Annotated in this window: 1 protein-coding gene and 1 pseudogene; both read right to left on the bottom strand. The window is 45.1% G+C overall.

Features of this window, described 5'->3' with window-relative positions:
* Positions 1-100 precede the first annotated feature (100 nt).
* A complete protein-coding gene (locus tag F6K46_RS39975) occupies positions 101-787 on the bottom strand; it encodes an MATE family efflux transporter (RefSeq protein WP_293118241.1) in 687 nt (228 codons plus the stop codon).
* Positions 775-1,009 (bottom strand): annotated as a pseudogene (locus F6K46_RS39970) (IS701 family transposase); the annotation flags it as partial. The pseudogene F6K46_RS39970 and the gene F6K46_RS39975, both read right to left, overlap by 13 nt.

Genomic DNA, 1,009 nt, shown 5'->3' with positions numbered 1-1,009 from the left:
GGGGTTAGGCATAGCCTAGTTGTGAAGAGTGTAATCGGATGAGCTGAGCATCGAGTGGGTCAGCGGTTCATCCTTCTGTTTCACCATTATCCGCAGCTGCTCAAGCATTTCTACCGCGCTGCACTAGAATTCCCAAAGTACTACTGATATTAGTAAATAATGAAAGAGTTGCAGCCCAGGCTAACCGAGCTACAAACAGGTCTCCATTAAGTTTTGTTGCGCTTTTGAGTTCATCAATATTAAAAATGGAGCTAGTAACGGTAGGAATTTTAGCCCACCAGCCCTCTAAAAAGATCAAGACTAATCCCAGTAGTAGCATCAGATATTGGCTGGCTGCTGTAGCTGCTCCAGCCCCAAAACTCTGCCACCCCCAGTAAACAATTAAAAGGTAATCCAAAAAAATATTGCTACCATTGGCAACCGCAGATAATATTAATAGCTTTCCCCCTTGCTCCCGACCCGCAAACCAGCCGATCATAACGAAGTTAATGAGTACTGCTGGAGCTCCCCAAATGCGGGCATTATAGTAATCCAGACCAGCAGCTTTAACAGATGGAGTGGCACTGAGTAAAGCAAATCCCCCTTCTCGCAACGGATGCTGCAATAATAGGATTAATAGTCCCATTACCAGAGCTATCAAACTATTCCTTAACAGAGTTAGCAGAACTGCATCTTGGTCAGAGCGTCCTACGGCTTGGGCAGTTGGACCTGTCGTTCCCAATCTTAATAATTTGAAAGTGCGATAGAGGATGTTGAACAGGACAGTAGCCAGACTCACATCTTGCACCAAGAAATGTTGATATCAATTCCCTGTGCAAGGAGCAGAGGTTGCAATCGGAGGATATCAGTTAATAGTATGCAGACAACAAGCTGAGGGAGGATAGAGTGGAGAGCTTTTTCAGCTACTTGCCCCCAATCGGGCAAGGTGGTTGAATCAGTAGAAAGATAAGCCCAGTGTGCCAATAGGTAGGCTATCATTGATAAAATTAGCCAACGGTACATCCCTAGT

Source organism: Moorena sp. SIO3E8 (genome assembly GCF_010692445.1).
GTDB classification, from domain to species: domain Bacteria; phylum Cyanobacteriota; class Cyanobacteriia; order Cyanobacteriales; family Coleofasciculaceae; genus Moorena; species Moorena bouillonii.
This window is presented reverse-complemented; position numbering and strand designations above follow the sequence as displayed.